General features: G+C 72.1%; 19 protein-coding genes. 10 read left to right on the top strand and 9 right to left on the bottom strand.

Translation table 11 applies throughout. The features are described 5' to 3' along the window. Nucleotides 1–127 precede the first annotated feature (127 nt). The 5 genes from ACIQD7_RS28820 (at nt 128) to ACIQD7_RS28800 (ending at nt 3655) form a co-directional block, all read left to right on the top strand. On the top strand, nt 128–286 hold the full coding sequence (locus ACIQD7_RS28820; RefSeq protein ID WP_106969341.1) for a DUF4177 domain-containing protein: 159 nt from the start codon (nt 128–130) through the stop codon (nt 284–286). Then, on the top strand, nt 283–753 hold the full coding sequence (locus tag ACIQD7_RS28815) for a RidA family protein (protein ID WP_161373010.1): 471 nt from the start codon (nt 283–285) through the stop codon (nt 751–753). The genes ACIQD7_RS28820 and ACIQD7_RS28815 overlap by 4 nt, the downstream gene beginning before the upstream one ends. A 131-nt stretch (nt 754–884) precedes the next feature. Continuing rightward, nucleotides 885–1772: an NUDIX hydrolase gene (locus tag ACIQD7_RS28810; protein ID WP_402445368.1), complete on the top strand. Its 888-nt coding sequence runs from the start codon at nt 885–887 to the stop codon at nt 1770–1772. Then, complete coding sequence (locus ACIQD7_RS28805; RefSeq protein ID WP_402445367.1) at nt 1769–2599, top strand: MBL fold metallo-hydrolase; 831 nt, start codon at nt 1769–1771, stop codon at nt 2597–2599. The genes ACIQD7_RS28810 and ACIQD7_RS28805 overlap by 4 nt, the downstream gene beginning before the upstream one ends. 171 nt (nt 2600–2770) lie before the next feature. After that, complete coding sequence (locus ACIQD7_RS28800) at nt 2771–3655, top strand: prohibitin family protein (RefSeq protein ID WP_121830209.1); 885 nt, start codon at nt 2771–2773, stop codon at nt 3653–3655. 126 nt (nt 3656–3781) lie between these two features. On the opposite strand, the gene ACIQD7_RS28795 is transcribed toward ACIQD7_RS28800, so the two are convergent. Next, nucleotides 3782–4456 (bottom strand): Crp/Fnr family transcriptional regulator, encoded by a 675-nt coding sequence (locus tag ACIQD7_RS28795; protein WP_015034542.1) that lies wholly within the window; start codon nt 4454–4456, stop codon nt 3782–3784. Nucleotides 4457–4642: 186 nt separating this feature from the next. On the opposite strand from ACIQD7_RS28795, the gene nth reads away from it, so the two are divergent. The 3 genes from nth (at nt 4643) to ACIQD7_RS28780 (ending at nt 7878) form a co-directional block, all read left to right on the top strand. After that, the gene (nth, locus tag ACIQD7_RS28790) at nt 4643–5746 is read left to right on the top strand and encodes an endonuclease III (protein ID WP_402445366.1); all 1104 of its coding nucleotides are present in this window, start codon (nt 4643–4645) and stop codon (nt 5744–5746) included. 149 nt (nt 5747–5895) lie between these two features. After that, nucleotides 5896–6630: an NUDIX hydrolase gene (locus tag ACIQD7_RS28785; protein WP_402445364.1), complete on the top strand. Its 735-nt coding sequence runs from the start codon at nt 5896–5898 to the stop codon at nt 6628–6630. Between the two features lie 48 nt (nt 6631–6678). Beyond that, entirely contained in the window at nt 6679–7878 is a 1200-nt protein-coding gene (locus ACIQD7_RS28780; RefSeq protein ID WP_402445362.1) for a MarP family serine protease, read from the top strand. Between the two features lie 57 nt (nt 7879–7935). Here the strand turns inward: ACIQD7_RS28780 and ACIQD7_RS28775 are convergent, their stop codons facing one another. The 6 genes from ACIQD7_RS28775 to ACIQD7_RS28750 all read right to left on the bottom strand — a co-directional run bounded on the left by ACIQD7_RS28775 (nt 7936) and on the right by ACIQD7_RS28750 (nt 16187). Then, a complete protein-coding gene (locus tag ACIQD7_RS28775; RefSeq protein ID WP_121830210.1) occupies nt 7936–8127 on the bottom strand; it encodes a hypothetical protein in 192 nt (63 codons plus the stop codon). Nucleotides 8128–8282: 155 nt separating this feature from the next. Beyond that, entirely contained in the window at nt 8283–9221 is a 939-nt protein-coding gene (locus ACIQD7_RS28770; protein WP_121830211.1) for an alpha/beta fold hydrolase, read from the bottom strand. Beyond that, entirely contained in the window at nt 9218–9724 is a 507-nt protein-coding gene (locus ACIQD7_RS28765; RefSeq protein ID WP_402445360.1) for a phage holin family protein, read from the bottom strand. Before ACIQD7_RS28765 ends, ACIQD7_RS28770 begins: the two co-directional genes overlap by 4 nt. Before the next feature lie 36 nt (nt 9725–9760). Beyond that, nucleotides 9761–11152 carry a Na+/H+ antiporter NhaA gene (gene nhaA / locus ACIQD7_RS28760; RefSeq protein ID WP_402445359.1) on the bottom strand — a complete coding sequence of 464 codons (1392 nt, stop codon included), beginning with the start codon at nt 11150–11152 and terminating at the stop codon, nt 9761–9763. Between the two features lie 289 nt (nt 11153–11441). After that, on the bottom strand, nt 11442–13397 hold the full coding sequence (gene acs / locus ACIQD7_RS28755; RefSeq protein WP_391165749.1) for an acetate--CoA ligase: 1956 nt from the start codon (nt 13395–13397) through the stop codon (nt 11442–11444). Between the two features lie 297 nt (nt 13398–13694). Then, on the bottom strand, nt 13695–16187 hold the full coding sequence (locus ACIQD7_RS28750; protein ID WP_402445356.1) for a SulP family inorganic anion transporter: 2493 nt from the start codon (nt 16185–16187) through the stop codon (nt 13695–13697). 312 nt (nt 16188–16499) lie between these two features. Between ACIQD7_RS28750 and ACIQD7_RS28745 the strand changes: the two genes are divergently transcribed. Beyond that, nucleotides 16500–17807, top strand: coding sequence for a hypothetical protein (locus ACIQD7_RS28745; protein WP_402445355.1), 1308 nt, complete (start codon nt 16500–16502; stop codon nt 17805–17807). Nucleotides 17808–17826: 19 nt separating this feature from the next. Here ACIQD7_RS28745 and ACIQD7_RS28740 read toward each other — a convergent pair whose 3' ends face one another. Further along, complete coding sequence (locus tag ACIQD7_RS28740; RefSeq protein ID WP_402445353.1) at nt 17827–18801, bottom strand: ATP-binding protein; 975 nt, start codon at nt 18799–18801, stop codon at nt 17827–17829. Between the two features lie 102 nt (nt 18802–18903). Here ACIQD7_RS28740 and ACIQD7_RS28735 point away from each other — a divergent pair, with 102 nt between their 5' ends. Continuing rightward, nucleotides 18904–19722, top strand: a complete 819-nt coding sequence (locus ACIQD7_RS28735; RefSeq protein WP_121830217.1) for an oxidoreductase — start codon at nt 18904–18906, stop codon at nt 19720–19722. A gap of 356 nt (nt 19723–20078) precedes the next feature. On the opposite strand, the gene ACIQD7_RS28730 is transcribed toward ACIQD7_RS28735, so the two are convergent. Then, nucleotides 20079–20948 (bottom strand): HAD family hydrolase, encoded by an 870-nt coding sequence (locus tag ACIQD7_RS28730; protein WP_402445351.1) that lies wholly within the window; start codon nt 20946–20948, stop codon nt 20079–20081. Nucleotides 20949–21332 lie beyond the last annotated feature (384 nt).

Here is a 21332-nt window from a genome sequence, read left to right as displayed (position 1 = left end):
CGGCCGCGCCCAATCAGGAGGCCGCCCCCGAGAAGCTCCCTAGGGGACGCGTCGGGGCCGCCCCGGAGAGCCGCTTCGCAGAGCCGCCTCGGAGAGCCGTCCTCCGGCAGCGGATACAGTCGGGCCCATGACCAAGTGGGAGTACGTCACGGTGCCGCTTCTGGTGCACGCGACCAAGCAGATTCTGGACACCTGGGGCGAGGACGGCTGGGAGCTCGTCCAGGTCGTGCCCGGGCCGAACAACCCCGAGCAGCTCGTGGCCTACCTGAAGCGGCCCAAGTCGTGAGCGGGGCCGTCGAGGCGAAGCTCGCCGAGCTGGGCCTGACGCTGCCGGAGGTCGTTCCTCCGCTGGCCGCGTACCAGCCGGCCGTGCAGTCGGGCGTCTACGTCTACACCTCGGGCCAGCTCCCGATGGTGGCGGGCAAGCTTCCGGTGACCGGCAAGGTCGGCGCCGAGGTCACCGCCGAGGAGGCCAAGCAGCTCGCCGCCACGTGCGCGCTCAACGCCCTCGCGGCCGTGAAGTCGGTCGCCGGTGACCTCGACCGCGTCAAGCGCGTCGTCAAGGTCGTCGGCTTCGTCGCCTCCGCCGCCGACTTCACCGGGCAGCCCGGCGTGATCAACGGCGCCAGCGAGCTGCTCGGCGCCGTCCTCGGGGAGAAGGGCGTGCACGCGCGCAGCGCCGTCGGCGTGGCCGTGCTGCCGCTCGACGCGCCGGTCGAGGTCGAGGTCCAGGTCGAGCTGACCGAGGCCTGACCGCCCCTCGCCTCCTCACGTACGTGCGCGTGGGCCGGCCACCCCGCACGGGGCGGCCGGCCCACGCGCGCGTGGAGCCCCCTCGGCGGCTCGCCCTCGTGCATTCCCGTCCTTCCGCATAGCATCCGGCCATGTCGAATGGTCAGTCGAAGCAGTCGAACGGTCAGTGGTACCCGCCGGAGTGGCCCGACCGCATCCGCGCCCTCGCCGCCGGTGAGCTGACCCCGGTGGCGCCCCGGCGCGCCGCCACCGTCCTGCTGCTGCGGGACGGGGCCGCCGGGCCCGACGTCCACATGCTGCGGCGCCGCACCTCGATGGCCTTCGCGGGCGGCGCGTACGCCTATCCCGGCGGCGGCGTCGACCCGCGCGACGAGCACCCGGTGCGCTGGGCGGGCCCGTCCCGCGAGACCTGGGCGGCCCGGCTCGGCCTCGACGACCCCGCGCAGGCCCAGGCCGTGGTCTGCGCCGCCGTGCGCGAGACGTACGAGGAGGCGGGCGTCCTGCTCGCCGGGGAGACCGAGGACGGGGTCGTCGGGGACACGACGGGCGAGGACTGGGAGCGGGACCGGGAGGCGCTCGTCGCCCGCGAGCTGTCCTTCGCGGACTTCCTCGACCGGCGCGGGCTCGTCCTGCGCTCCGACCTGCTCGGCGCCTGGGCCCGCTGGATCACGCCCGAGTTCGAGCAGCGCCGGTACGACACCTGGTTCTTCGTGGCCGCCCTCCCGGCCGGGCAGCGCACCCGGAACGCCTCCACCGAGGCCGACCGCACGGTCTGGATCCGCCCGGCGGAGGCCGCCGCCGGCTACGACCGGGGCGAGCTGCTCATGATGCCGCCGACGATCTCCACCCTGCGCACCCTGGAGCCGTACGGGACGGCCGCCGAGGCCCTCGCGGCGGCGGAGGCGCGGGACCTGACCCCCGTGCTCGCCCAGGCGCGCCTGGAGGGCGAGGAGCTGGTCCTGAGCTGGCCGGGCCACGAGGAGTTCACCAAGATCATCCCCTCCGGGGGTGCGCGATGAGTGACGCCGCCGCCCTGCCCGGGCAGCCGCGCGGGCTCGTGGTCACCGGACCCGCGACCGACCGCGCCGTGAACGTCCTGGCGCCCAACCCGTCCGCGATGACCCTCGACGGCACCAACACCTGGCTGCTCTCCGAGCCCGGCTCGGACCTGGCCGTCGTCGTCGACCCCGGCCCGCTCGACGAGGGGCACCTGCGGAACGTGATCGAGACCGCCGGGAAGCTCGGCAAGCGGGTCGCGCTCACCCTGCTCACCCACGGCCACCCGGACCACGCGGAGGGCGCCGGGCGCTTCGCCGAGCTGACCCGGACGCCCGTGCGGGCCCTCGACCCGGCCCTCCGGCTCGGCGACGAGGGGCTCGGCGAGGGGGACGTGGTGACGGTCGGCGGCCTGGAACTGCGGGTCGTCCCGACGCCCGGCCACACCTCGGACTCGCTCTCCTTCCACCTCCCCGCCGACCGGGCGGTCCTCACCGGGGACACGATCCTGGGGCGCGGGACGACGATGGTCGCGCACCCGGACGGGCGCCTCGGGGACTACCTGGACTCGCTGCGGCGGCTGCGCTCGCTGACCGTCGACGACGGGGTGCGCACGGTCCTGCCGGGCCACGGGCCGGTCCTGGAGGACGCGCAGGGGGCCGTGGAGTTCTACCTGGCGCACCGGGCGAGCCGGCTCGCCCAGGTCGAGACGGCCGCCGAGAACGGCCTCCGTACGGCACCGGAGGTCGTCGCCCACGTGTACGCGGACGTGGACCGGTCCCTGTGGCCTGCGGCCGAGCTGTCGGTACGGGCGCAGCTGGAGTACCTGCGGGAGCGCGGGCTGATCTGACGGCGGTCCTTCCGCGGTCCGCCGGCCCGTCCTTCCCGGGGAGGGGCCGGATTCCGGCAGCGGGGACCGGGGAATGGTTGCTGGGACCCGGCATGGTCCAGGGGACACGCCATGCTTTACGGTCCCTTTACGTCCGTTGTCTCGGCCATCGTTCCACCGGGGGGATTTCTCGTGTTCGTCCTGGCCATTCTTCTGCTCATAGCCGCGGTGGTGCTCTACTTCGTGGGGCGCTCCATGGACCGCACCGGCCTGCGCCTCGGCGCGCTGGGCGCGCTGATCGCCGCCCTCCTCGCGGGCATCACCAGCATCGTCCACGTGGTCGGCGCGTACGAGGTCGGCGTGCCGGTGACCTTCGGCAAGGTGGGCTCGCCCATGACGCCCGGCGTGAACGTGATCTCGCCGTTCACGACCGTCACCTCCTTCTCGACCCGCCCGGTGGACCTGAACCTCTCCGACCAGGACGTGGTCGAGGTCCGTTCCTCGCAGGGCGGCGTGATGGAGGCCGAGGTGACCGTGAAGTGGGCGGTCGCGCCGGCCAAGGCCGTGGAGCTGTACCGGCTCGCCGGCAGCGAGGCCGCCATCCAGCAGCGGCTGGTCTTCCCGGACAGCCGGGAGATCGTGCGCAACGTCTTCGCCCGCCACACCAGCGAGGAGGGCTACAGCTCCGCCCGCGAGAAGATCAACGCCGAGATCGGCACCCTGATCAAGGAGCGGCTGGCCCCGCGCGGCATCGACGTGACCACGGTCAACCTGCGCAACGTGAAGCCGTCCAAGGCGCTCCAGGACCAGATCGACCGCAAGATCCAGCAGCAGCAGGCGACCGAGCGCGCCCTGGAGGCCGCCCGTACCGCCAAGGCCGAGTCCGACCGGCGCCGGATCGAGGCGGAGGGCATCGCCCGCGCCAACAAGATCCTCAACGACTCACTGACGGACAAGGTCCTGATGAACCAGTGCATCGACGCCTTCAAGGAGGCGGCGGCGAAGAACCCGATCTACACCGTGCCCTGCGCGAACGGCTCCTCGGCGCCGGTGATCGTGGACGGCTCGAAGCGCTGATCCGGTAGGACGCGCGCGTACGTACGCGGAAGGCCGCCCCCGTGGACCGGGGGCGGCCTTTTCCGTGCCTACGCGCGGACGTGCGCGTGCGTGCTCGCGTCCGTGTGTACTCGCGTACGTGCGTGCTTACCGCGAGCGCTTCGCGAGGCGCTCCACGTCGAGGAGGATCACGGCGCGGGCCTCCAGGCGCAGCCAGCCGCGCTGGGCGAAGTCCGCGAGCGCCTTGTTGACCGTCTCGCGGGAGGCGCCGACGAGCTGGGCCAGCTCCTCCTGGGTGAGGTCGTGGACGACGTGGATGCCCTCCTCCGACTGCACGCCGAAGCGGCGCGACAGGTCGAGGAGCGCACGGGCGACACGGCCCGGCACGTCGGAGAAGACCAGGTCGGACATCTGGTCGTTGGTCTTGCGCAGCCGGCGGGCGACCGCGCGCAGCAGCGCGGTGGCCACCTCGGGGCGCGCGTTCAGCCAGGGCTGGAGGTCGCCGTGGCCCAGGCCGAGCAGCTTGACCTCGGTCAGCGCGGTCGCGGTGGCGGTGCGCGGGCCCGGGTCGAAGAGGGACAGCTCGCCGATGAGCTCGCCGGGGCCGAGGACGGCCAGCATGTTCTCGCGGCCGTCGGGGGAGGTGCGGTGCAGCTTCACCTTGCCCTCGGTGACCACGTACAGGCGGTCGCCGGGGTCGCCCTCGTGGAAGAGCGCGTCGCCACGGGCGAGCGTCGCCTCACTCATCGAGGCGCGCAGCTCGGCAGCCTGCTCGTCATCGAGCGCCGCGAAGAGCGGGGCGCGCCGCAGAACGTCGTCCACGAGTTCTCTCCATACTGTCGACCTGCTCACGGGATCCGGATCCCATGATGCCGGACGTACAAAACAGTGCGATCAATCACAACAAGTTTGACGCACCGCGCCGCACTTCCGTACGTCAGGGGCCCGATCGGGGGCTGATCGGCCGTGCCCGGGGCAGATGTCGGTGGCGGCCCCTAGGCTGGCCGCGTGTCCAACTCGCCGGTGAGAGCGCAGGCCAAGGGGGCTGTAAGAGTGTCGGCCGAAAGTAATTCCGCCGTGGGCGAACATGGTGCGCCGAAACGGGCGAAAGGTGTAAATCGGAAGTCTGCACCCGAGCCGGGACGCGCACCCGCGCCCCGACCGGCGAAGGGCGCGGCCACGAGGGACACGGCCGAGACGGGTACGGGCGCAAGGGATACGGCCAAGGCGGGCGCGGCCAGGACAGGTACGGCCAAGGCGGGTGCGGCCGTGTCGGGGAAGCGTCGTACCGCCACGGCGGACCCCTCCCGTACCGCCGGGCCCGAAGCGCACCGCGCCGCCAAGCCCGAGTCGCGGCTCGCGATGGTGCGCCGGGCGCGCCGGATCAACCGCGAGCTGGCCGAGGTCTATCCGTACGCCCACCCGGAGCTGGACTTCCGCAACCCCTTCGAGCTGCTCGTCGCCACGGTCCTCTCGGCCCAGACCACCGACCTGCGGGTCAACCAGACCACCCCCGCCCTCTTCGCGAAGTACCCCACGCCCGAGGACCTCGCCGCCGCCGTGCCCGAGGAGGTCGAGGAGCTGATCCGGCCGACCGGGTTCTTCCGCGCCAAGACGAAGTCGATCATGGGTCTCTCCGCCGCCCTCAGGGACGACTTCGGCGGCGAGGTGCCCGGCCGCCTGGAGGCCCTCGTCAAGCTTCCCGGCGTCGGCCGCAAGACCGCCTTCGTCGTCCTCGGCAACGCCTTCGGGGTCCCCGGCATCACCGTCGACACCCACTTCATGCGCCTCGCCCGGCGCTGGAAGTGGACCGAGTCGGACGACCCGGTGAAGATCGAGGCCGAGGTCGCCACGATCTTCCCGAAGAGCGAGTGGACCATGCTCTCGCACCGGGTGATCTTCCACGGCCGCCGCATCTGCCACGCCCGCAAGCCCGCGTGCGGCGCCTGCCCGATCACCCACCTCTGCCCGTCGTACGGGGAGGGCGAGACCGATCCCGAGAAGGCGGCGAAACTGCTCAAGTACGAGAAAGGCGGCTTCCCCGGCCAGCGGCTCAACCCGCCGCCCGACTACCCGGGCCGCCCCGCGCCGCCCCTGGGCGCGAGCGGCTGAGCCCGCCGGCCCCGCCCCGCCCGGCCCGGGAGCCCGCCCGCCCCGGCAATCCACCCGCACCGGGACCCGCCCGCCCCGGTCGGGTGGACCTCCGGGAACCCGGGAACGAACCCGTCCGTCCATCGCGTTGTGAACCAACGGGGGTGCCTATGACGCGCACTGAAGAAGAGACCCAGGGGCACGAGCCCCACGGGTACGAGGCCCGCGGGTTCGGCACCGGCGGCCTCGTCAGCCGCGACGGCCTGCCCGTCTGGCTCGCCCCCGTCGACCGGGCCGCCCGCACCGTCCGGCCCGAGCAGCTGAGCCGCTTCCTGCCGCCCGCGAGCGGGGACGGCCGCCAGTCCGCCGTCCTCGTCCTCTTCGGCGAGGGCGAGCGGGGTCCCGAACTGCTCCTCATGGAGCGGGCCGGCACCCTCCGCTCGCACGCGGGGCAGCCCTCCTTCCCGGGCGGTGCCCTCGACCCCGAGGACGGCACCCCCGAGGACGGCGGACTGCTGCGCGCCGCCCTGCGCGAGGCCCGGGAGGAGACCGGGCTCGACCCCGCGGGCGTCCAGCTCTTCGGCGTGCTGCCCCGGCTCTACATCCCGGTCAGCCGCTTCGTCGTCACCCCGGTCCTCGGCTGGTGGCGCACCCCGAGCCCGGTCGGGGTCGTCGACCCCGGCGAGACCGCCCGCGTCTTCACCGTCCCCGTGGCGGATCTCACGGACCCCGGCAACCGCGCGACCAGCGTCCACCCGAGCGGCCACAAGGGCCCGGCGTTCCTGGTCGAATCCGCCCTGGTCTGGGGTTTCACGGCCGGTGTGATCGACCGGATCCTGCACTTCGCCGGCTGGGAGCTGCCCTGGGACCGGTCCAGACAGGTCCCGCTCGACTGGCGCTCATGACAGGCTGACCCCGGGGCGACCGGAAACGAATCTGCGAGGCTATTGACGGTGAACGTGCTGGACATCTTGTTGCTGCTCGCCGCCGTGTGGTTCGCGATCATCGGTTACCGCCAGGGATTCGTGGTCGGCATCCTCTCCGTGATCGGGTTCCTCGGCGGCGGTCTCGTCGCCGTCCTGCTGCTTCCGGTCCTCTGGAACGAGCTGACCGACAACAGCGAGGTCTCGACCACGGCGACGGTCGTCTTCGTGATGGTGGTCATCGTCTGCGCCTCCGTCGGCCAGGCCTTCACCACCCACCTCGGCAACAAGCTGCGCCGGTACATCACCTGGTCGCCCGCGCGCGCCCTCGACGCCACGGGCGGCGCCCTGGTCAACGTCGTCGCGATGCTGCTCGTGGCCTGGCTGGTCGGCTCGCTCATCGCCAACACCTCGATGCCCACCCTGGGCAAGGAGGTGCGCAGCTCCAGGGTCCTGCTCGGCATCGAGCGGGTGATACCGCAACAGGCGTCCGGCTGGTTCGCCGACTTCCGCTCCACCCTGGCCCGCAGCGGCTTCCCGCCGGTCTTCAGCCCCTTCGTCAACGAGCCGATCACCCCGGTCACGCCCCCCGACCCGGCGCTCGCGAACAGCCCGGTCGCCGCCCGCGCCCAACGCTCCATCGTGAAGGTCGTCGGCACCGCGCAGAGCTGCGGCAAGGTCCTCGAAGGCACCGGCTTCGTCTTCGCCGAGCGCCGCATCATGACCAACGCCCACGTGGTCGGCGGGGTCGACGAGCCGACCGTCCAGATAGGCGGCGAGGGCAAGCTCTACGACGCCAAGGTCGTCCTCTACGACTGGCAGCGCGACATCGCCGTCCTGGACGTGCCGGACCTCAAGGCCCCGCCGCTCGTCTTCGCCGACGGGGACGCCCGCAGCGGCGACGGCGCGATCGTCGCCGGCTTCCCCGAGAACGGCGCGTACGACGTGCGCTCGGCGCGCGTGCGGGGCCGCATCAGCGCGGACGGCCCCGACATCTACAGCCGGGGCCAGGTGAACAGGGACGTGTACTCGCTGTACGCGACGGTCCGCCAGGGGAACTCCGGTGGCCCGCTCCTCACCGAGGACGGCGAGGTGTACGGCGTGATCTTCGCCCGCTCCCGCGACGACGCGAACACGGGCTACGCCCTGACGGCCGACGAGGTCCGCGGGGACGTCGAGCGCGGCCTGGCGGCCAACCAGCAGGTCGACACCCAGGGCTGCGCCCTCTGAACCCCCGCGGCCCCCTCGTACCGCTTCTGTCGCTCACTTCCTCCGGAAGCTCGGGGGTCAGTCGCGGGGATGCCTGAGCCGGGCCGAGACCCAGCGGGCCCGGCGGCGCAGGATGCGCGAGATCCCCACCCCTTGCACGGCGTGCGTACGGCCCGGCTCCGGAGGTCCGCCCCTTTCGAGGGGTCCCGGTCCGGCGGCCGAGCCGCGGTCGCGTGCCGTCGTGTCACCGTAGTCGTGCGTCCAGCCCATACCCGGACGTGTGCCCGTGCCCCAAGGTCGGTAACCTCCCCGGGGCCCGCCAATTGGAGTATGCGCGAGGCACATGGCCGTTCGAGGCAACTCCGTTCGTCGCACAGGGGTCCGACGGCGCATCAGCGGCCGGGCCGCGGGAGCGCGACGGCCCGTCAGCGGTCCGGCTCGGGGTCCTTCAGCCAGTTGACGAGCTCCGTGGTGAAGGCCACCGGGTCCTCCTCGTGGGGGAAGTGCCCGAGGCCGTCGAAGAGCCGCCAGCGGTACGGAGCCTCCACGTACTCGCCCGAACCGGCCGCGCTGCGGGTCCGCATCACCGGGTCCAGGGAGCCGTGCAGATGGAGCGTCGGCACCCGCACCGGACGCTTCATGCGCCGGTTGAACTGGATGCCGTCCGGGCGGGCGAGCGACCGCACCATCCAGCGGTACGGCTCGATCGAGCAGTGCGCCGTCGAGGGGACGAGCATGGCCCGCCGGTACGTCTCGACGGCCCCCTCGTCGGCGATCGGCTGCGGCCCCGACCAGTCCCGGATCAACTCCCCCACGAGCGCGGCGTCGTCCGCGACGAGCCGGCGCTCCGGCAGCCACGGCCGCTGGAAGCCCCAGACGTGCGAGCCGGCCCGCGACTGGGCGAAGTCGGAGAGCATCGCCGAGCGCCAGCGGCGCGGGTGCGGCATCGAGGAGACCACGAGCCGGCGCACCAGCTTGGGCCGCATCACGGCCGCCGTCCAGGCGAGGTAGCCGCCGAGGTCGTGCCCGACGAGCGCCGCGTCCGGCTCGCCGAGCGAGCGGACGACGCCGGTGATGTCGAGCGCCAGGTTGGCGGGGTCGTAACCCCGGGGGGTGCGGTCGCTGCCGCCGACCCCGCGCAGGTCCATCGCGACGGCCCGGAACCCGGCCTCGGCGAGGGCGGGCAGCTGGTGGCGCCAGGTCCACCAGAACTGCGGGAAGCCGTGCAGGAGCAGTACCAGCGGCCCGTCGCCCATCTCGGCGATGTGGAAGCGGGCGCCGTTGGCGGCCACGTCCCGGTGGGTCCACGGCCCGTCGAGCCGTACGGGTCCGCCGCCGGCGGTGCTGCTCTCGGGAAGGGTCATACGGACGAGCGTGCCACAACGGTGCCCTTGTCCAGGTCAACGGAGCCCTTGACCAGAGCCTTGGGCGCCTCGGGGCGCGGGTGCGGCTTGACGTTCTGCACGATCGCGGCCGTCTGCTTGGCGGACGCGATGGACTTCTCCGGCGGCTTGACCTTCTTGAACTTGGAGTATGCGAGGAAGCCGAGGAGCCCCGCGAGCAGCACGTTCGCCGTGAAGGAGAGCAGGAAGCACCAGACGAGGTTCCAGCCGCCGTTGCCGTTGTGCCCGCCGGTCCAGGTGTTGATGGCGTACGCGAGGGCGAAGCTCAGCATCGGCAGGGAGAACAGCAGCACCACGCCGGCCGCGATGCCCGCCGCGCTGCCGATCGCGCCGCGCTTGACGTCCTGCCGGATCTCGGCCTTGGCCAGGGCGATCTCGTCGTGCACCAGTGCCGACATCTCGGCGGTCGCCGAGGCGACCAGTTGGCCGAGGCTCGGCTCGCCCTTGTCGTACAGGTCGCTCATCGCTGCTCCCTCTCCTCGTCTACGGTCCGACTCAGATCATGCCGGACGGTCGCCCTCCTCGCTCGATGCCCCCGCCACTTGGGCGCGCTGTCGGTGTTCGGCGGCCTTCCGCTCGTGGATCTCGGCCATCCGGAGGTGGTATTCCGGGCTGTTCTCCTCGTAGATGTCCGGGATGCCGTCCTCGTCCTCGTCGCGCTCCTCGTTCGCATAGAGCGCGCTGTACTTCCGCACCCGCAGCTTCAGCAGGACGGTGGCGAGGACGGCCGCGACGAGCGAGCCCGTCAGGACGGCGGCCTTCACCTGATCGGTGAGGGCCGGGTCGCCGGTGAAGGCGAGTTCGCCGATGAGGAGCGAGACGGTGAAGCCGATCCCGGCGAGGGTGGCGAGGGCGAAGACGTCCGGCCAGGACAGGTCGGGGTTGAGTTCGGCCCGGGTGAAGCGGGCGGTGAGCCAGGTGCCGCCGAAGATGCCGACGGCCTTGCCGACGACGAGGCCGAGGACGACGCCGAGGGTGACCGGCTGGGTGAAGACGTCCCCGAGGGACTTGCCGGAGACGCTGACGCCGGCCGAGAAGAGGGCGAACAGCGGCACCGCGACACCGGCTGAGAACGGGCGGACCAGGTGCTCGATGTGCTCGCCGGGGGAGTGCTCCTCGCCCTCCCGGACGGTGCAGCGCAGCATCAGGCCCATGGCGACGCCGGCGATGGTGGCGTGGACGCCGCTGTTGTACATCAGGCCCCAGATCACCAGGGCGAGCGGCACGTACACGTACCAGCCGCGGACCTCCTTGCGGAGCAGCAGCCAGAAGACGGCGAGGCCGGCGAACGCGCCGCCGAGCGCGGCGAAGTCCAGGTCCGAGGTGAAGAAGACCGCGATGATCAGGATGGCGAAGAGGTCGTCGACGACGGCGAGGGTGAGCAGGAAGGCGCGCAGCGCGGACGGCAGCGAGGTGCCGATCACGGCGAGGACGGCGAGCGCGAAGGCGATGTCGGTCGCGGTGGGGACGGCCCAGCCGTCGAGCGAGCCGTCGCCGAGGACGTTGACCAGGGTGTAGACGAGGGCGGGCGCGGCCATGCCGCAGAGCGCGGCGACGACGGGCAGGGCGGCGGCCCGGGGGTCGCGCAGCTCGCCCGCGACGAGTTCGCGCTTGAGCTCGACGCCGGCGACGAAGAAGAAGACCGCGAGGAGGCCGTCGGCGGCCCAGTGCCCGACGGAGAGGTCGAGGCCGAGGGCGGCGGGGCCGAAGTGGAAGTCCCGCACGGCCTCGTAACCACTGCTCAGCGGGGTGTTCGCCCAGATCAGGGCGGTGACGGCGGCGAGCAGGAGCAACATGCCGCCGACGGTCTCGGTGCGCAGGGCGTCGGTGAGGTAGCGGCGCTCGGGCAGGGGGAGCAGGCCGAGGAACTTGCGGTCGGTGGGCGCGGACATGCGGGGGACCTCCGTCGGGCGGGCAGGGCGAAGCACATGCCGACCAGACTTCCCGGCGCACCTGGGTCTTTCTGTCGCGTTTCTGACGCGACCCACACCCTACCCAAGGTGGCGGTGGGGTATCCGGCGAGAAGTAGCCTATGGAGTTTCTCCCGTTTCGTCCCCTCGGGAGCCTCGGGAGCCTCGGGCTCGCGGGACCCACGGGATCGCGGGAGGTGCGCGGGTACGTGGGAACGCCCGCCCCGGTCGGTGCTTTCCGGGGCGGGCGTTCCCTCGTACGGGCTGCGGCTCAGTCCTCGCTGGAGGCGGCCGGCAGCTGGGTCTGGATGAGCGACATGACCGAGGAGTCGGTCAGCGTGGTGACGTCGCCCAGCTCCCGGTTCTCCGCCACGTCGCGCAGCAGACGGCGCATGATCTTGCCCGAGCGGGTCTTCGGCAGCTCCGCCACCGGCAGGACCCGCTTCGGCTTGGCGATCGGGCCGAGGGTCGCGCCGACGTGGTTGCGCAGCTCGGCGACGAGGTTCTCGTCCTGGCTGGCCGTGCCGCGCAGGATCACGAAGGCGACGATCGCCTGGCCGGTGGTCTCGTCGGCGGCGCCGACGACGGCCGCCTCGGCGACGGCCGGGTGGGAGACGAGGGCCGACTCGACCTCGGTCGTCGAGATGTTGTGGCCCGAGACGAGCATGACGTCGTCGACCCGGCCGAGCAGCCAGATGTCGCCGTCCTCGTCCTTCTTGGCGCCGTCGCCCGCGAAGTACTTGCCCTCGAAGCGGGACCAGTACGTGTCGACGTAGCGCTGGTCGTCGCCCCAGATGGTGCGGAGCATCGACGGCCACGGCTCGGTGAGGACCAGGTAGCCGCCCCCGCCGTTCGGCACCTCGTTGGCCTCGTCGTCCACGACGGTGGCGGAGATGCCCGGCAGCGGGCGCTGGGCGGAGCCCGGCTTGGTCTCGGTGACGCCCGGCAGCGGCGAGATCATCATCGCGCCGGTCTCGGTCTGCCACCAGGTGTCCACGATCGGGGTCTTGCCCGCGCCGATGTGCTCGCGGTACCAGACCCAGGCCTCGGGGTTGATCGGCTCGCCGACCGAGCCGAGGACCCGCAGGCTCGACAGGTCGAACTTCGCGGGGATGTCGTCGCCCCACTTCATGAACGTGCGGATCGCGGTCGGCGCCGTGTAGAGGATGGTGACGCCGTACTTCTGCACGATCTCCCAGAACCGGCCCTGGTGCGGGGTGTCCGGGGTGCCCTCGTACATGACCTGCGTCGCGCCGTTGGCCAGGGGGCCGTAGACGATGTACGAGTGGCCGGTGACCCAGCCGATGTCGGCGGTGCACCAGTAGACGTCGCTCTCCGGCTTGAGGTCGAAGACGGCGTGGTGGGTGTAGGCGGCCTGGGTGAGGTAGCCGCCGGAGGTGTGCAGGATGCCCTTCGGCTTCCCCGTGGTGCCCGAGGTGTAGAGGATGAAGAGCGGGTGCTCCGCGTCGAAGGCCTCCGGGGTGTGCTCGGCGGACTGGCGGGCGACGATGTCGTCCCACCACACGTCGCGGCCCTCGGTGAAGGCGGTGTCCTGGCCCGTGCGGCGGACCACGAGGACGTGCTCGACCTGCGGGCACTTGGCGACGGCCTCGTCGATGGCTGGCTTGAGGGCGCTCGGCTTGCCGCGCCGGTAGCCGCCGTCGGCGGTCACGACCAGCTTGGCGTCGGCGTCCTGGATGCGGGAGGCCACGGCGTCGGCCGAGAAGCCGCCGAAGACCACCGAGTGGGCGGCGCCGACGCGGGCGCAGGCCAGCATCGTGATGGCCGCCTCGGGGATCATCGGCAGGTAGACGGCGACCCGGTCGCCCTTGCGGACGCCCAGCTCGGTCAGTGCGTTGGCCGCCTTGGAGACCTCGTCCTTGAGCTCGGCGTAGGTGATCGCGCGGCTGTCGCCGGGCTCGCCCTCGAAGTGGATGGCGACCCGGTCGCCGTGGCCGGCCTCGACGTGCCGGTCGACGCAGTTGTACGCCACGTTCAGCTCGCCGTCCGCGAACCACTTGGCGAACGGGGGGTTCGACCAGTCCAGGGTCTCGGTCGGCTCGGTGGCCCAGGTCAGCCGCTTGGCCTGCTCGGCCCAGAAGCCCAGACGGTCCGCCTTGGCCTGCTCGTACGCCTCCGCCGTCACATTGGCGTCCGCCGCCAGCTCGGCGGGCGGCGCGAAGCGGCGCTCCTCGCGAAGCAGATTGGCCAGGCTTTCGTTGCTCACGACATCTCCCTTTCCCAGGGCGTCCTCTGTGCGTATGTGTCCCGCGTCATAGCTCACCAGTCAGATGCCCGGGTGACAAGAGCATCCAGGGAATTGGTTTAGACCTGTGGGTGGCCTGACGTGGGTGGCCCCTTCTTCCCGAGCGGTGGGAGAAGGGGCCACACAGTCTCACGGACGGACGGCGCCGATGGTTCAGAGGGCGTGCGGCCCGGATCGGCGCGCCGCCCGCGCGCCGACCGTGCGCTCCGGGGGGCGGGCCGTGCGCTTCGGGGCGCGGGCCCGGGGAGGGGCGCTCGCTCAGGAGACGCGCGCCGCCTCCAGCCGGACCGCCGGCTCGGCTGCCGGGTCGGTCTCAGGGCCGGTCTCCGAGTCGGCCTTCGGGTCGGCCTTCGGGTCGGTCTTCGCTTCGGTCGGCAGGGCGGCCGCCGGGGCGACCGACGGGGCGGTCGGCATGACCCGGGTGAAGACCTCGTCGTAGACGTCGTGGCCGTGCGGCTCGTCCGCGCCGTCGAGCAGGTACGCCTGCGCCTCGCCCACGTGGAAGTACATCCCGTGCAGCGTGAGGCTGCCGTCGGCGAGCCGGCGTGCCACCGACTCGTACGCCCGCAGGTGCTCCAGCTGCTGGACGACGTTGGTCAGGCAGAGCTGCTCGACCGCGTCGGCCGGCAGGCGTCCCGCGATCCGGGCCCAGGCGTGGCGTCTGCTCGCCATCCGCTCCAGGCTGGGCCGGCCGTGCCGGAGCCAGCGGCGGAGCGGGGACGGCGGATCGTCCGGGCCCGCGCTCATCAGGGCCTGCATCGCGCCGCAGCCGGAGTGGCCGCAGACGGTGATCGACTCGACCCGCAGCACCTCCACCGCGTACTCGATCGCCGCCGCCACCGAGTCGTCTCCGCTGCCCTCGCCGGGGAGCGGGACCAGATTGCCGACGTTGCGCACGGTGAAGAGGTCGCCGGGGCCGCTCGACGTGATCATGCTGGTGACCAGGCGGGAGTCGGCGCAGGTCAGGAAGAGCTGCGAGGGGCGCTGGCCCTCCCGGGCGAGCCGGGCGAGCTCGTCCCGCACGAGCGGGGCGGTGTTCCGCTGGAACTTGCCGATGCCGCTCGCCAGTTTCAGCCCCGGCGAGGTCCGGTCCGCCCGTTCCGCGTCCGTCCCGCCGGTCCCGTCCCGCTCGGCGGGCCGCTCCCCGCACTGGTGGTTGTGCCAGGGGGTCCAGGGCCGGCAGCAGGAGTGCGGGGCCGCGCCGGGGGAGGGATCGGCGATCCGGGTCCCGGAGGGGCCGGTCGTCTCGACCTTGCCGCCGTGGGCGAGGTGCCCGGTCTTCCAGTCGCTCAGCGTCTCGTACGCCGCGTGGTCCATGAAGGACCCGTCCAGCTCGACCACCACGTCGGAGCCGTGCGGCAGTTGGTGCAGCGCCCGGCTCAGCCGCGGCACCGCCAGGAAGGTCAGCTGGCCCCGGACGCGCAGCAGTTGGCGTCCGTCCCGCTCCTCGCGGGTGATCCGGGTGCGGGTGAGCCGGTGCAGGGCGACCGCGACGGCCACCCCGATGCCGAGGGCGACGCCCTCCAGAATGCCGATGAGGACGACTCCGGCCAGCGTCACCGCGTAGACGACGACTTCACGGTGACGGGTGACGGTGCGGATGTGGGTGATGCTGACCATCTGGATGCCGACCACCATCACGAGGGCGGCGAGCGCGGGCAGCGGGATCAGGTCGAGCACGGGCACGAGCAGCAGGGCCGCGAGGACGATCCACAGGCCGTGCAGCATGGTGGAGGCGCGGCTCACCGCGCCCGCCGAGACGTTGGCGACGCTGCGGACCGCGACTCCGGCGACCGGAAGGCCGCCGAGCGCGCCGGAGACCATGTTCGCCATGCCCTGGCCGGCGAGTTCCCGATCGAGGGCGGTGCGCGGGATGCCCAGGCCGTGGTCCGGGCGGGCGGCGACGAGCTTGTCGACCGCGACGGCGGAGAGCAGGGACTGCACGCTGGTGACGAGGGTGATCGTGAGCACGCCGGCGGCGATGCCGAGGACCGGTCCCTCGGGCAGCCCCGGCAGGGCGTGGCTGCTCCAGGACGGCAGGTCGACGCGGGGCACGGCGAGTCCGGCGACCACCGCCACCGCCGTCGCGCCCGCCACCGCGACGAGTGCGGCCGGGGCCTTGCGCAGGAGCGTCCCGGCGCGGCCCGGCAGGCGTGGCCAGCAGAGCAGTACGGCCACGGTGAGCGCGCTGATGACGAACGCGGCGGGCTGGACGTGGGTCAACTGGGCGGGCAGACCCAGGGCGTTGTCCACGGCGGAGCTCTGGGGGGTGCCGCCGAGCACGATGTGCAGCTGGGCGAGGGCGATGGTGACGCCGATGCCGCCCAACATGCCGTGCACGATCGCGGGCGAGACGGCGAGCGCGGAGCGGGCCACGCGCAAGGCGGACAGGCCGAGTTGGGCGAGTCCGGCGAGGACGGTGATGGCGCAGGTGGTGCGCCAGCCGTAGAGCCGGATGAGCTCGGCGGTGACGACGGTGAGACCGGCGGCGGGGCCGCTCACCTGGAGCGGGGAGCCGCCGAAGCGGCCGGCGACGAGGCCGCCGACGGCGGCGGCGACCAGGCCGGCCTGGAGCGGGGCTCCGGTGGCGAGGGCGATGCCGAGCGAGAGCGGCAGCGCGATCAGGAAGACGGCGATCGACGCGGACAGGTCGACGCCGGCGACGCGGAAGCGGCGCGGCCCCTCCGGGGGGCTGTGCGGCCGCTGGACGCGGGGTCGGGTGGTCGTGCGGTCAGGGGTGCAGAGGGTCATGTTCCCGTCTCCTCCGGGGCGGCGCGGTCGCGGCTCGTGCGGGACGAACGTGGGGCTCGCGGCCGTGGGTCACGGCGTACAGCGGCGGGATGTGCGTGGGGTCTCGGGGGAGACCCTTCGAAGAAAACATCAACGCTCAGTAAATGGATCGTAATGGAGAGTAAAGAACCGGGTGGTACTTTCCGGGCGAATGGGGCAATGATTCACCTGTTCTAGTGATCGACCGGCACTTTCCCGCTTGTCGTTTCATCTCACCGGCCGTCGCGGTGCGACGTTGGCGCCGCTCGCACGGAACCGAGGAGAGGTGGGCGGATGACAGCCGCCGGGAGAAGGACCACTGCCCAGAGGAGGGCGCTCGCCGCCGGCGCCCTCACCGTCGCCCTGATCACCGGCGTCGCCGGCTGTTCGGGCTCCGGGGACGACGCCACGAAGGGCACGGCGGGCGGCGGCCCCGGCGTCGAGAAGGGCCCGGCCGCGGCCCCGCGGACGATGCCCCGGCTGATCGGCGACGGCTCGACCGCCTTCACCGGCGCCCAGCCGAAGCAGCCGAGCTGGCAGCGGCTCAAGCCGGGGGAGACCCCGCCGCAGTTCGTGGTCTTCTCGTGGGACGGCGCGGGCGAGGACAGCCAGAAGCTGTTCTCCCACTTCCGCGAGGTGGGCAAGAAGTACAACGCCACCATGACCTACTTCCTCAGCGGCGTGTACCTGCTGCCCGAGGAGAAGCGGAACCTCTACGACCCGCCGCAGCACGGCACCGGCCGCTCCGACATCGGCTTCAACGACACCGAGGGCATCCGCGCCACCGTCCGCGAACTCCGCGGCGCCTGGCAGGACGGCAACGAGATCGGCACCCACTTCAACGGGCACTTCTGCGGCCCCGACGGCGGCGTCGGCACCTGGTCCGTCGAGGAGTGGAAGAGCGAGATCAACCAGGCCAAGTCCTTCGTCAAGACCTGGAAGACGAACGCCGGACTGCGCGCCGAACAGCCGCTGCCCTTCGACTACGACAAGGAACTCGTCGGCGCCCGCACCCCCTGCCTGGAGGGCCGGAAGAACTTCGTCCAGGCGGCGGCGCAGATGGGCTTCCGCTACGACACCAGCGGCGTCAACGACCAGATCTGGCCCAAGAAGGACCTGGGCCTCTGGGACCTGTCGCTGCAGCTCGTGCCCGTCCCCGGCCGCGCCTTCCAGACGCTGTCCATGGACTACAACTTCCTGGTCAACCAGTCCCCCGGCACCACCCAGGGCAACCCCGCCCAGCACCGGTACTGGGGCGACCAGATGCGGGACGGCCTGGTGCAGGCCTTCGAGCGCTCCTACCGGGGCAACCGCGCGCCGCTGATCATCGGCAACCACTTCGAGTCCTGGAACGGCGGCACGTACATGCGGGCCGTCGAGGAGACCATCGCCACCGTCTGCGTGCAGAAGGACGTCAAGTGCGTCTCCTTCCGCCAGCTCGCCGACTGGCTCGACGCCCAGGACCCGGACGTCGTCGCCAAGATGCGCACCCTGAAGGTCGGCGAGGCCCCGGCGGCCGGCTGGAAGGCCTTCCTCTCCTCGCCGGCCTCCCCCGCCTCCCCGGCGAAGCCGGTGGGCGCCGCCGCTCCCGCGGCGGGCTGACCCGGCCCGGAGGCGGCCGCTACACCGCCAGCGGCTCGCCGAGCACGAAACCGGGGTCGACCTGCGCCGCCAGGTCGGCCCCGGTCTTCGCGTTGCCCCAGCTCTCCGCGTTCCGCAGGTGGAAGTGGACCATCTGCCGGGTGTACCGCTCCCAGTCGCGCTGGGCGTACGAGTCGTCCGCCGCGTCCTGGAGGGCCTGGAGCGACATGCGGTTCTCCGCCTCCAGGAGCTCGAAGCGGGACGGGCGGCCCTTCTCCATCGCCCGGACCCAGTCCGAGTGGCCCACGGTCACGAGCAGGTCCTCCCCGACCTCCTCGCGCAGGAAGTCCAGGTCGTCCGGGCCCTGCACCTTGTTCCCGACGACCTTGAGCGCGACGCCGAAGTCCCGCGCGTACTCCTTGTACTGGCGGTAGACCGAGACCCCCTTGCGGGTCGGCTCCGCCACCAGGAAGGTCATGTCGAAGCGGGTGAAGAGGCCGGAGGCGAAGGAGTCCGAGCCCGCCGTCATGTCGACGACCACGTACTCGTCGGCGCCGTCGACCAGGTGGTTCAGGCAGAGCTCCACCGCGCCGACCTTCGAGTGGTAGCAGGCGACCCCGAGGTCCGACTCCGTGAAGGGGCCGGTCGCCATCAGCCGGACCTCGCCGTCGTCCAGCCGGACCGGGCGCGCGCACGCCCCGTACACCGGATTGTCCTCACGGACCCGCAGCAGCCGGGAGCCCTCCCCGGGCGGGGTTGTCTTGATCATCGTGTCGGCGGAGACGATCCGCGGATTGGTGCCCCGCAGGTACTCCTTGATGAGCGGCAGGTGCGCGCCCATCGCGGGCAGCTCGGCGGCCTCCGCCTCGGACAGGCCGAGCGCGGCGCCCAGATGCTGGTTGATGTCCGCGTCGACGGCGACGACCGGAGCTTCGTTGGCGGCGAGGTGACGGATGAAGAGCGAGGACAGCGTGGTCTTGCCGCTGCCGCCCTTCCCGACGAAAGCGATCTTCATGTTCACCTAGGGTAGCCGCACGATCGCCAAACGTGGTCGGTTCGCGTGAAGAAGACCACTCCATCGTGGGGCGGGGCGCCCGGGCGCGTAGCCTCCCTACTTATGAGTACGCACGCCTCTGACCCCCTGGCCGCGCTCGGCTCCCTGCCGGGCGTCGCCGACGCGGTGGACTCCGTACGCAAGGCCGTCGACCGGGTCTACGGCCACCGCGTGATGCGCCGCCGCAGCAACGAGATCTCCTCCGAGGCGGCCCTGCGCGGAGCGCGCGGCTCGGCCGCCCTGTCCGGTGCCGACTGGGCCCTGGAAGAGGTCCGCCGGCGCACCGACTTCGGCGCCGATCCCGAGGCCCGCACGGTCGGCGCCGCCCTGCGGCTGGGCGCCGAGGCCGGGCAGCTCCTCTCCATCTGGCGCCAGTCGCCGCTGCGCGTGCTCGCCCGTCTCCACCTGGTCGCCGCGGGCGACCCGGACGACTCGGTGGGGCGGCCCCGGCTGGACGGCGAGAAGGTCGACGAACCGCTGATCGAGGGGCCGGTGCCGACGCCCGCCGAGGTCGCCGGACGGCTCGACGGCCTCGCGGAACTGATCGTCGCGGGCAGTGGCGCCCCGGCGCTCGTGACGTCCTCCGTGGTGCACGGCGAACTGCTCGCGCTGCGCCCCTTCACCTCGTACAACGGCCTGGTCGCGCGGGCGGCCGAGCGGATCGCGCTCGTCGGCAGCGGTCTGGACCCCAAGGCGATCTGTCCGGCCGAGGTCGGCCACGCGGAGCAGGGCCGGGCCGCGTACCTCGCCGCGTTCGAGGGGTACCTGTCGGGGACCCCGGAGGGCGTGGGCGCCTGGATCGCGCACTGCGGACGCTCGGTGGAGCTGGGGGTCCGGGAGTCGACGGCGGTCTGCGAGGCGCTCCAGCGCGGCGCGGCCTGAGGGTCGGGGCCCGGGGGATCGGAGCCTGAGGATCGGGGTCCGGGGCGGTCCGGCTCCGGGGCCCGAAAAGGGTTGCGGCGGTACCTTTTCGGGTACCGCCGCTGGCACGTCCACCCAGTTACCAAGCGTCCTCGATATGTGCCCATCAGGCCGGGAACTTTGCCCGTGGCCTGGTGCGGCTGGCCCGTAATCGACGGGTCGACGTCGCGTGGGTACCTGGCTTTCGTGCTAGGTCCGTGGGGCCTTCATGCTCAACAGGTGATCCTCTCGGATGTCCCAGGTCTCGCGGGCCTGATTCCTTTTTACTCCTCTTGGGGTGGAAGCGAAAGTGCTGGTTCCACTTCTTCGGGATTCGCTCAAATTCGGGCAAAGCCGCCGACGGTCCGAGGGGCGGCGAGAGCGGCCTGGCGACGCCGGGCGGCGTACCAGACGAGCCCGGCTCCGACAGCGGCCGCTCCCACGGCCGCCGCGGCGACGAGTGCCGGCCGGGGCGGCATCCGGAACTCCGGCAGCCGCTGCTTGAGGCGGACCGGCTTGTCGAAGGAGAGGACCGGCCACTCCCGGGCGACGGCCTCGCGGCGCAGCGCCCGGTCGGGGTTGACGGCGTGCGGGTGGCCGACGGCCTCCAGCATGGGGATGTCGGTCGCCGAGTCGCTGTACGCGTAGCAGCGCGAGAGGTCGTAGCCCTCCGACTTCGCGAGCTCCCGGACGGCCTCGGCCTTCGTGGGGCCGTAGGCGTAGTACTCCACCTCCCCGGTGAAGCAGCCGTCCGCGCCGACCACCATCCGGGTGGCGACGACCCGGTCGGCCCCGAGCATCTCGCCGATCGGCTCGACCACCTCGGCGCCCGAGGTCGAGACGATGACGACATCCCGGCCGGCGGCGTGATGGGCCTCGATGAGGGAGGCCGCCTCGTCGTAGATGATCGGGTCGATCAGGTCGTGAAGGGTCTCGGCGACGAGCTCCTTCACCTGGGCGACGTTCCAGCCTTTGCAGAGCGCGGAAAGATATTCGCGCATCCGCTCCATCTGGTCGTGATCGGCACCGCCCGCCAGGAAGACGAACTGGATGTAGGCCGTCCGCAGGGCGGCACGGCGGCTGATCAGCCCGCCCCGGTAGAAGGACTTGCTGAAGGTCAGCGTCGAGGACTTCGCAATGACCGTCTTGTCCAGGTCGAAGAAGGCGGCTGCGCGCGGCAAGGAGTGGTTTTCCACGAGCCCGAGCATAGGTGCCCGCCATTCGGCGTACGCTGGGGCGCGTGGGTTTGCCTGAGAAGCCTCTCGGGTACACCATGGAAGTCACGGATCGTTCGCGACCGTGCTACCCCGGTCCGGCTCCTCCCCCCCCGAGTCGGCCGGAGAGACGACCCCCGCTCTCCCCCCCGGCGGGGGTCGTCGCATGTCCGGAGCCGTTTTGGGCCTGCGTGACATCGCCCGCTCCCTTCTCTTCACCTCACGGCCGCGAGCCGGCCATCGGGCTGTCGCGCCCTTGATTCCTCACTCAGGGTAACCGGCAGGATGCGTTCCGGGGAGCCTTCAGAGGGGTGGCCCGGTTATTCACAGGCCCTCCCTTATCCACAGTTTTTCGTTGAGATCCCCACGATTTCCCGG

The sequence above is a fragment of the Streptomyces sp. NPDC093071 genome, from assembly GCF_044754545.1.
In the GTDB taxonomy this organism is placed as follows: Bacteria; Actinomycetota; Actinomycetes; order Streptomycetales; family Streptomycetaceae; genus Streptomyces.
Note: the sequence above shows the minus strand (reverse complement) of the source record. Positions and strands in the feature narration are given on the sequence as shown.

Excerpts from the sequence above, each read along its gene's own strand:
- ACIQD7_RS28820 (WP_106969341.1), top strand. The coding sequence starts at position 128 with ATGACCAAGTGGGAGTACGTCACGGTGCCGCTTCTGGTGCACGCGACC.
- ACIQD7_RS28810 (WP_402445368.1), top strand. The coding sequence starts at position 885 with ATGTCGAATGGTCAGTCGAAGCAGTCGAACGGTCAGTGGTACCCGCCG.
- ACIQD7_RS28805 (WP_402445367.1), top strand. The coding sequence starts at position 1,769 with ATGAGTGACGCCGCCGCCCTGCCCGGGCAGCCGCGCGGGCTCGTGGTC.
- ACIQD7_RS28785 (WP_402445364.1), top strand. The coding sequence starts at position 5,896 with ATGACGCGCACTGAAGAAGAGACCCAGGGGCACGAGCCCCACGGGTAC.
- ACIQD7_RS28775 (WP_121830210.1), bottom strand. The coding sequence starts at position 8,127 with ATGGGCTGGACGCACGACTACGGTGACACGACGGCACGCGACCGCGGC.
- ACIQD7_RS28770 (WP_121830211.1), bottom strand. The coding sequence starts at position 9,221 with ATGACCCTTCCCGAGAGCAGCACCGCCGGCGGCGGACCCGTACGGCTC.
- ACIQD7_RS28765 (WP_402445360.1), bottom strand. The coding sequence starts at position 9,724 with ATGAGCGACCTGTACGACAAGGGCGAGCCGAGCCTCGGCCAACTGGTC.
- nhaA (WP_402445359.1), bottom strand. The coding sequence starts at position 11,152 with ATGTCCGCGCCCACCGACCGCAAGTTCCTCGGCCTGCTCCCCCTGCCC.
- ACIQD7_RS28750 (WP_402445356.1), bottom strand. The coding sequence starts at position 16,187 with ATGACCCTCTGCACCCCTGACCGCACGACCACCCGACCCCGCGTCCAG.
- ACIQD7_RS28745 (WP_402445355.1), top strand. The coding sequence starts at position 16,500 with ATGACAGCCGCCGGGAGAAGGACCACTGCCCAGAGGAGGGCGCTCGCC.
- ACIQD7_RS28740 (WP_402445353.1), bottom strand. The coding sequence starts at position 18,801 with ATGAAGATCGCTTTCGTCGGGAAGGGCGGCAGCGGCAAGACCACGCTG.
- ACIQD7_RS28735 (WP_121830217.1), top strand. The coding sequence starts at position 18,904 with ATGAGTACGCACGCCTCTGACCCCCTGGCCGCGCTCGGCTCCCTGCCG.
- ACIQD7_RS28730 (WP_402445351.1), bottom strand. The coding sequence starts at position 20,948 with ATGCTCGGGCTCGTGGAAAACCACTCCTTGCCGCGCGCAGCCGCCTTC.